This window comes from Pseudoalteromonas sp. J010, from assembly GCF_003934235.1.
GTDB lineage: Bacteria > Pseudomonadota > Gammaproteobacteria > Enterobacterales > Alteromonadaceae > Pseudoalteromonas > Pseudoalteromonas peptidolytica.
The window spans coordinates 64868-73600 of the sequence record NZ_RDBW01000026.1 but is presented as its reverse complement, the minus strand read 5'-3'; the positions used below and the strand labels follow the sequence as shown (position 1 = coordinate 73600).

Genomic DNA, 8733 nt, shown 5'->3' with positions numbered 1-8733 from the left:
ATACTGCCCCGCATGGGATCATCACGCTAGGCGATGTCGCGACTGTCACTAAAACAACGAAAAGTCCCTATCAACAAGCGGCATTCTTTAACGGATCACGAGCCGTTGTGTTATCTGTAGTGATGCAACCAGAGCAAAGTGTGATCAATTACACTAAACGCCTCGACCAAGCATTATCCGATATCCAGAAAAACTTATCCCAAGAAATAGAACTGAATATTGTTTCAAAACAGAGCATTGAAGTGGAAAAGGCGGTTTACGGTGTGTCTCTAAACGTGTTGCAAACGCTGTTTATTGTACTGGCAGTAGTGATGGTCTTTTTGGGTCTTCGGATGGGGCTAATTGTTGGTGCCATAGTACCGTGTGTGATGTTAGCCACACTTGCGGTAATGGGACTGTTTGAAATGCAGCTAGAACGAATGAGTCTTGCCACTTTAGTCATTGCGCTAGGTCTGCTTGTGGATAATGGAATTGTCGTGGCAGAGCAATTTAAACGACGGTACGAAGAACACCAAGATAAATATCACGCGTTAGCTGAAGTCGGCAAAGAACTAGCATTACCGCTACTTTCTTCAACAGCAACGACAGTGATTGTATTCATTCCGTTGATGATGGCTGAACATGGGGCTGGTGAGTTCACTCGGAATATCTCACTGGTAGTATTGATATCATTGGCAATTTCATGGTTGTTTGCGATGACAGTTACCCCTACTATGTGCTACTTCTTTGTCTCTAAAAAGCCGGTACAAACAACATCGGTCACGCGAGTATTTAAAAAGCTGGAAACACAATACCGAACGCTACTAACGCTTGCACTTAACCATAAAAAATGGGTGATATTGGGTGCGCTGGCGCTGTTTTTTGTCGGTGTAAAGCTAATTTCATCAACGCCAAAGCAATTTTTTCCATCCAGCGAGCGGCATCAACTCTTAGCTTATATCAATACGTCAGCGGGAAGCTCTACCTTAGTCACAGAAGCGGCCATGACAGAACTGACAGAGGCACTTAATGATGACGGCACTTTTCCTTATGTGAATCATGTAATGGGATATGTTGGATTTGGCGGACCAAGGTTTATTTTTTCTCTTGCGCCATTAGATCCAGCAAATAACGTTGGCTTTTTGCTTATCGATTTAACATCCCGTGAAGCGGTAGAGGAAACATTAGTGCAGCTTAGAAAGGTTGCCAAGCTTGTGATACCTGATGTGCAATTTAGGGTATCCGGGATGTTTACAGGCCCCTCTGATCCGACAGTGTTACAAGTCCAGTATAAAGGCCCTGATTACGCCCAAGTCTTTAACGGATCACAGCAAGTGATCAAAATATTTGAAGCATATCCTGATATGATCCACATTTGGTCAAATTGGTTCAATTTGTCGACAAGAGCCAATATTAGTGTCAACAAGATATTGGCAGAGCAAGCTGGCATTTCAGAGGTTCAAGTCCTTACTACTATTTCTCAGTTTTTGAATGGCACGGTTGTGTCTGTATCTAGGCAGGACGATGACAACGTGCCGGTGGTATTAAGAGGAGCTGAACATCTAGATGTGGTTGCATTAAAAGCGGAGACAATTATTTCACCTCTTTCAGGTGAACCAATTCCATTGGAACAACTCATAACCGTGAGTTATGAAACAGGGTTTCCAGTCATAGAAAAAGAAGATGGTATACCTACGGTGACAATCGAAGGGCGTAATTTGAAATATTCACCAGAAGATCTTGCGCCGATGGTACAGAAGCAAATCACAGAGCTAAATGCGCATCTACCGGAGGGTTACTCCATTGAATTTGATGGTATCATTGCAGATTCTAAAAAAGGAAAAGCGGCATTGGCGGCTAATTTTCCATTGGCATTTTGTATCATCGTCTTGATATTGATTTCACAGTTTGGTGGATTTAGGCGACCAATAGTCATATTGTTGACCATACCTTTGGTGGTATTTGGTGCAGGCAGTGGACTACAGCTGATGGGAGGAGAGTTTGGCTTTATTGTGATCCTTGGTTTACTCGCGCTTGCGGGCATCATTATCAATAATGCAATTGTGTTGATTGACCGTGCCGACATTGAACGTAAAAACACCGGTGTGTCGTTTAGAGAAGCACTTGTTGAGGCGGCCAGTGTAAGGATGAGACCAATATTGATCACATCAATTACAACAATAGTGGGGTTATTGCCACTCATTATGGGCAATGATGTCTTGTTTTTTTCCATGGCTGTCGCTATTGCGTTTGGATTAGGGATCGGGACGCCATTAACCTTGTTTGTGATCCCAGTATTATATGAAATTCTAACCAGTAAAGAAAAAGTCTTTCATCGTGATGCCAGCAATAGCATTGAGATTAATGAGCAGCCACTCACATCATCGGGAGAAGAAAATATTTGAGTACCAGAGCAGAACAAAAAGATAAGGCTATCAAAGATGCGGCAACTAAACTTTTTATCAAAAATGGTTTGGATGGTGTATCTGTCGATGACATCGCCAAAGCAGCTAAAGTGAGTAAGCCGACTATCTATTCTAGATATAAAACGAAGGAAAAGTTGTTTGTCGCTATCTTAATTGGTGAGTGTGAAAAGCAGATAGAAAAGATGTTTGAACCGCGTGGTGACAAGCAAACATTAGAGGACTTTATTTACAAAAAGGCTTTTGAGTACATCAGTTTTATCACCGATCCATGGTATGTAAACTTGCTAAGAAATGCTATTTACTATTCTGGACACTTTGATGAGATAGGAGAAGCATTTTTACGGTTTGGGCCTAGAAAAGGAGTCTCAAAGCTTGCTAATTCACTTGCCGTTGAGATTGACAAAGGGGAATTGAAGGCAGTAGACCCTAGTGATGCTGCAGAATTTATTATTTCTCGTTCTAAAAGTAACTGTTTTTTTAATGCAATCCTTGCTCGCACCTTGGAAAATGCTGATGAAGATATAAAGGTTGAAGCGATGAAAATAAAAAAAGAGTTCTTACTATTATTCAAAGCTTAAAAATGAGTTGAATGTGGCGTTAGTCAACATGGTCCATATTGACTATTTTTTATTTATATTTGTTGTGTAGTATTTATTTATATTTTTGAAATTTTATAAATAAAAATGGTCTATTTAAATAAATTATACCGAACAAGCTATTTCCCTTTATATTTCACCCTATTGGTTTATTTGTCACTAATATGGCTGCAAGGACTTAGCTCTGCGCTATATCAAATCGTGAGTGAGTTTCAAATTGCCTTGACTATGGTATTTGGCTCATTCGTGGCTGGTGGTACGGCGCTAGGCGGTGGTGCCGTCGCGTTTCCAATTATGACTAAAGTACTTAATATTGAACCGTACACAGCGAAAGTATTTTCTCTAGCGATACAGAGTTTTGGTATGACTGCGGCGGCATTAACCATTATTTCTCGTGGTATACCTTACTACCGACGTGAAGTATTAGTCGCTTTGCCGATGTCGGCAGTAGGTATTGCACTGAGTTTAATCATTTTGGCTCCGATAGTTGAAAGCACTATTGTCAAAGCTATTTTTAGCTTTTTATTGCTTTGTTTTGCTATCACAATGATCTACAGGATCCGAGGAAAGTTACACCATCAAGTGACATGTTTCTCAATACAACCTAAAAAACGTCAGATTATGATGGTTGCCTTGATTGGCGGCATTGCAAGCGGACTGGTGGGGTCTGGCTCGGACATCATACTATTCGCGTTTTTAGTTATTTTTTGTCATGCGGATATGAAAAAAGCGACAGCAACCTCTGTTATTGTTATGGCGTTTGTATCTGTACTGGGGAGTGTTATTAACGCATGGCATTTAAATGTAATTGACCATCAAATACAGGGCTACCTGTTGGCTGCCATTCCCATTGTGGTTATTGGTGCGCCGCTCGGTGCATACGTTTGCTCAAAAGTAAGCGTAGGCCAACTCGTTAGCTTTTTATTGCTATTAATCGCGGCTGAGGTTGGATCAACAAGCTATCATATTTATCTACACTATCACTAGTTCTATAATAATAACAAGAATCTATCTATGAAGAATACAAAGAAAGGTCGTCCGGTTGACGGTGAAAGACAAGCCAAGCAAAAAAACAAATTAATAGAAGCAGGAAAGTCATTACTAGACAATAAGCCATACAGTAAAATTACAATCAGAGACATTGCAAATGAGGCACAGCTAAACTCAGCAATGATAAAATATTATTTTGGCAGCAAAGAAAACCTTTTTATTGCAGTTGTAGAGAGCTTGTCAGCCCCCTTACTGGATAAGCTTGAAAAAATAGAGAGTGAAAATAGGCCACTATACGAATTTATAATAACATTAAGTGATATTATAAATTTTAATCCAGCAGTGGTGTCGATCTTAAAAGAAGAAGTTATGTTTAAATCAACACCGCTGAGTGACGCTTTTATCAATGCTTTTCCTGGAAAAGTTTCTGAATTACTCCCCAAACTAATCATGAAAGAAACCTCTATTGAAGATGAGGTGAAGGCAAATCTTGCAGCATTTAATCTGGTTTCTTTAATTATATCACCTTTTTTGCTTGATGATATTAGGAAGGGTGTTTGGGATATTAATGATGATCAAATCTCTGGTAAAGAATGGGCTGACTACGTCTATAACCTATTTATAAATGGGATAGGTTAGGGCTTGATTAAATAGTGCTGGAAGATATAATTATTATACTCCCAGCATGCTATTAAGCGGGTATAGTATTGACTTTGGGGATAATGGGGTTATCTATGTTTTTTAGTTCTGATAAGCAGAGCGTAATATTTTCTTTTAAAACCTTCTTACCAGCCTGAAAATCAGAAGGACAGTTAATACACGTAACTGCAATTATTTTGTGAGATTTTACGTACCAGTAGCTCTTACTATCGCTGTTATATATTCTCTCAATTACCGTGTCGTAACCTTGATACAAACCAGCTATTTGTAATTTACAATCAAAGATATCAGACCAAAACCACGGCACTTGTATTTGTGGTTGGGGGACGTCACATATCGCTGCTGCTACCATTTTGGCCTGTTGCACAGCACTAGGTACAGACTCTAAAGTGGTATTTTGGCCACTAAAGGGCTCAATACCAACAGTGCAATCACCAGCCGCATAAATATCAGGCACAGAGGTTTTTCCTTGCTGATCGACTTCTATTCTACCTTGCTTTGTCATGATGCCAGCATGGTTTGCTAGGCGAGTGTTTGGCTCTGCACCTATGCCGATCACAACGATATCTGCTTTAAAAGATTCTCCTTCACTACAATGAACTGCTTGTACAGCTTGCTCTCCAGTCAATGCAATGACGCTTTTGTCGGTGAAAATACTGACGCCCTGAGACTGATGTAGTTTTGTGATATGGGCGGCAATGGGTTCGGCTGCAATGCGATTTAAAATGCGGTTGCCTCTCTCCAAAATAGTGACGTGATGACCTAGCTTTTTAAAAGATGCAGCAGTTTCCAAGCCTATATACCCACCACCAATCATGACGATATGTTTATGGGGCTGGTTACTCCCAAGTGCGCGTGCAATATGTTCGATGTCGTCTAATGTTCTAATTGAGAATACATTGCCAAGTTCAGCGCCTGGCACAGTCAGTTTTCTTGAACTACAACCTGTGCATAGGATCAGCTTATCATAATTAAGTAACTCACCTGAATCTAAAGTGATAGTATGTTTTAGTGCATTAATATCAACTACTTGTGCTGTTAACTTGATACTGATATGTGCTTTTTCGTAGGCCGCCGCTGGTTTAATGTACAGCCGCTTGAGAGGTGTCTCTCCCGTTAAATAAGTTTTTGAAATAGGAGGACGATGATAGGGTAAATAACTCTCTGCACTGACTATGATGATTTCTCCTTGCCAGCCTTTTTTGCGCAGCTCAAAAGCGGCTTCTGCTCCAGCATGGCCACCACCAACGATAATACACCTTTTCATTGTGCTTCCTTTTTTAATATTGAGACTCGGGCAGCGTAACGCTTAATCCATTATGCTCTTTGGTAATTTTTACTTGGCAACTTAGGCGGCTAAAAGCTGTTGTATCGTTAACCATTTCCAGCATTTGGCTTTCATTATTGTCAGGTTGCGTCACTTTATCTGACCATTGTTCTGACAAATAACAATGACAGGTTGCACAGCTTCCCGAACCACCACATTCTCCTTCAATACCTTCCACTAGGTTTTCTATTGCAGCCTGCATAATAGACATACCTGGCTCCACTTCGGTCTCGATGGTTTCACCGTCATGCTGAATAAATGTGATTTTTAGCATAGTAACTCCATTATTAATTTTTAAAATAAGAACTAATAAATTACCTGTTAGTTTGTTTTTTCATATAGTCCGATGTAACTAATTTTATAGTCCCACTTGGCTATTTTATTGTTTTAATATTTCTATATTGTTTTATTTGAATTTTAATCTAATGGAGTTTTAAAGGTGGAAAAAGAATTAATAGACTTTATAAATAATGATCTACTCGAAGGTGCAGCACCAGATTTGGATGAAAATACACCATTGCTTGAGCTTGGTATATTAAATTCTCTATCTATGGTTCGGTTACTTGCACATGTCGATCAACGTTACGGTGCAAAAATCCCTGAGAATAATATTACACCAGTGCATTTTGAAAATATAAAAACACTTTCACTGTTAATTAAATCGTTATCTGGAGTTGATAACACTGAGCGCAATGATGATGTATCAGAGTTGGAACGTCTAGTCTGTCTACAAGAGAGCTACGGGATCCAAAGAGAGCTTGTGGATGCAGGCAATGGATTTAAACAGCATACGCTACGAGTCAAAGGCAAAGGTCCTTTGTGGATCATGCTTCCTGCACTTGGTAACCCTTCAACCTCATGGTCTTCAACATTGCGCTCTTTGCAAGGTCGTCATAATGCAGTGGCATTAGACTTAGCAGGATTTGGCTTGAGTCAGAGTCAAAACGAAGCACCATCATACGTAGACCATGTAGAGTTTACCTTACAGTATCTAGAAACGTTGGAAGAGCAGGAGTGGGTATTAGTGGCCAACTCAGCTGGTAGCATGATCGCAACAGAAGTAGCACGTCGTTATCCTGATAAAGTCAAAGCACTAGTTTGTACAGGCTTTGGTTTGGTTGATGATGTCGAGAGCTGGTGGGGTGATCTGAAGAAAATGTCCTCAAACCCAGAACAATTTTTAGCTGCTGCGTACTACCATCCTCCAAAAATGACACCGGCTCTGGAAGACTTACTTAATGATGTACTTTCTCGCCCTGCATATCATTCTTTCCTCGATGAATATGCACGTAAATCAATGGCAACTACGTTTGATGACGTGAAGGTACCTACTTTATTTATTGCCGGTAACCATGATCAAATTATTCCCCCTGAGTGGAGTGAAAAAGCAGCCGAGCGCCTTGAAAATGCGACGGTTACGCGTTTATCACGTTGTGGACACTTTTCTGCCTCAGAGCGACCAGAAGAGTTTGTATGGGTAGTTGAAGATTTTTTAAATAAGGTGGCAATGTAATGAACGGATTTACACATTATGACGTGGTAATTATCGGTAGTGGACCTGCTGGTAGCTTGTGTGGAATAGAATGCCGTAAGAAAGGCCTATCTGTTTTGTGTATTGAGAAAGAGCAATTTCCAAGGTTCCATATCGGTGAGTCGTTAACAGGAAATGCAGGACAAATTATCCGTGACTTAGGTTTAGCGGAGGATATGGATGCTGCAGGCTTTCCTGACAAACCGGGCGTAAACGTAATTGGCTCACTGTCAAAAAATGAATTCTTCATCCCTATTCTTGCACCCACGTGGCAAGTACGTCGAAGTGACTTTGACGATATGATCAAGCGCAAAGCCGTTGAGCATGGCGTAGAGTATAAGCTTGGTATGGTCACTGATGTGATTAAAGATGGAGAGAAAGTGGTCGGTGCGCTTTACAAAGCCGATGGCGTCGAACACCAAGTTAGGTCAAAGGTATTGGTTGATGCCAGCGGTCAGAATACGTTCTTATCGAGAAAAGGCGTGGCTGGAAAACGACAAATCGAGTTTTTCTCACAACAAATTGCATCATTTGCTCACTACAAAGGTGTGGAGCGAGACTTGCCACCATTTTCGACTAATACCACCATACTGTATTCAAAGCAGTATCACTGGTCTTGGATCATCCCAATTTCACCAGATACTGACAGCTTGGGTGTGGTTATTCCAAAAGATCTTTATTACAAAGAGTGTAAAAACCCAGATGATGCGATCGCATGGGGAATGGAGCATATTAGTCCTGAACTTAAGCGACGCTTTAAAAATGCTGAACGTCAAGGTGACTCTCAGTCAATGGCTGATTTCTCATACAGAATTGAGCCATTTGTAGGTGACGGTTGGATGTGTATCGGCGATGCACATAGGTTCTTAGATCCCATTTTCTCTTACGGTGTGTCATTCGCGATGAAAGAAGGGATCCGAGCTGCAGAAGCAATTGCAGAGGTTGTTGCTGGGCAGGATTGGAAAGCGCCTTTCTATGCTTATCGTGATTGGAGTAATGGCGGTCAGCAGATTGCAGCTGATCTGATCCGCTATTTTTGGATTTACCCTATTTTCTTTGGCTATCAAATGCAAAACCCAGACCTCAGAGATGAAGTTATCCGTCTGCTCGGTGGCTGTTGTTTTGATTGTGAAGGGTGGAAAGCGCCTGCCATCTTTAGAAATGCGATTGAAGAATACGACCGTAAACAAATGGCAAGTTAAGGGAATTACCCAATAACGTATA

At 40.7% G+C, this 8733-nt stretch carries 8 protein-coding genes; 6 read left to right on the top strand and 2 right to left on the bottom strand.

What is annotated here, in order from left to right; genetic code table 11:
• The 4 genes from EAG18_RS14650 to EAG18_RS14635 all read left to right on the top strand — a co-directional run.
• The coding region (locus tag EAG18_RS14650) for an efflux RND transporter permease subunit (RefSeq protein WP_148098524.1) at nucleotides 1-2384 on the top strand (2384 nt) is incomplete at its 5' end.
• On the top strand, nucleotides 2381-2983 hold the full coding sequence (locus tag EAG18_RS14645) for a TetR/AcrR family transcriptional regulator (protein WP_161972738.1): 603 nt from the start codon (nucleotides 2381-2383) through the stop codon (nucleotides 2981-2983). The genes EAG18_RS14650 and EAG18_RS14645, both read left to right, overlap by 4 nt.
• A gap of 171 nt (nucleotides 2984-3154) precedes the next feature.
• Nucleotides 3155-3988, top strand: a complete 834-nt coding sequence (locus EAG18_RS14640; protein WP_275557306.1) for a sulfite exporter TauE/SafE family protein — start codon at nucleotides 3155-3157, stop codon at nucleotides 3986-3988.
• A 27-nt stretch (nucleotides 3989-4015) separates the two neighbouring features.
• Nucleotides 4016-4630 (top strand): TetR/AcrR family transcriptional regulator, encoded by a 615-nt coding sequence (locus tag EAG18_RS14635; RefSeq protein ID WP_125253121.1) that lies wholly within the window; start codon nucleotides 4016-4018, stop codon nucleotides 4628-4630.
• A gap of 52 nt (nucleotides 4631-4682) precedes the next feature.
• On the opposite strand, the gene EAG18_RS14630 is transcribed toward EAG18_RS14635, so the two are convergent.
• Together EAG18_RS14630 and EAG18_RS14625 are read right to left on the bottom strand one after the other, a co-directional pair.
• Nucleotides 4683-5918 carry an FAD-dependent oxidoreductase gene (locus EAG18_RS14630; RefSeq protein WP_125253120.1) on the bottom strand — a complete coding sequence of 412 codons (1236 nt, stop codon included), beginning with the start codon at nucleotides 5916-5918 and terminating at the stop codon, nucleotides 4683-4685.
• Nucleotides 5919-5931: 13 nt separating this feature from the next.
• Nucleotides 5932-6252 carry a 2Fe-2S iron-sulfur cluster-binding protein gene (locus tag EAG18_RS14625; RefSeq protein WP_125253119.1) on the bottom strand — a complete coding sequence of 107 codons (321 nt, stop codon included), beginning with the start codon at nucleotides 6250-6252 and terminating at the stop codon, nucleotides 5932-5934.
• A 165-nt stretch (nucleotides 6253-6417) separates the two neighbouring features.
• On the opposite strand from EAG18_RS14625, the gene EAG18_RS14620 reads away from it, so the two are divergent.
• Together EAG18_RS14620 and EAG18_RS14615 are read left to right on the top strand one after the other, a co-directional pair.
• Nucleotides 6418-7491, top strand: a complete 1074-nt coding sequence (locus EAG18_RS14620; protein WP_125253118.1) for an alpha/beta fold hydrolase — start codon at nucleotides 6418-6420, stop codon at nucleotides 7489-7491.
• A complete protein-coding gene (locus EAG18_RS14615) occupies nucleotides 7491-8711 on the top strand; it encodes an NAD(P)/FAD-dependent oxidoreductase (protein ID WP_125253117.1) in 1221 nt (406 codons plus the stop codon). The genes EAG18_RS14620 and EAG18_RS14615 overlap by 1 nt, the downstream gene beginning before the upstream one ends.
• Nucleotides 8712-8733: the final 22 nt, after the last annotated feature.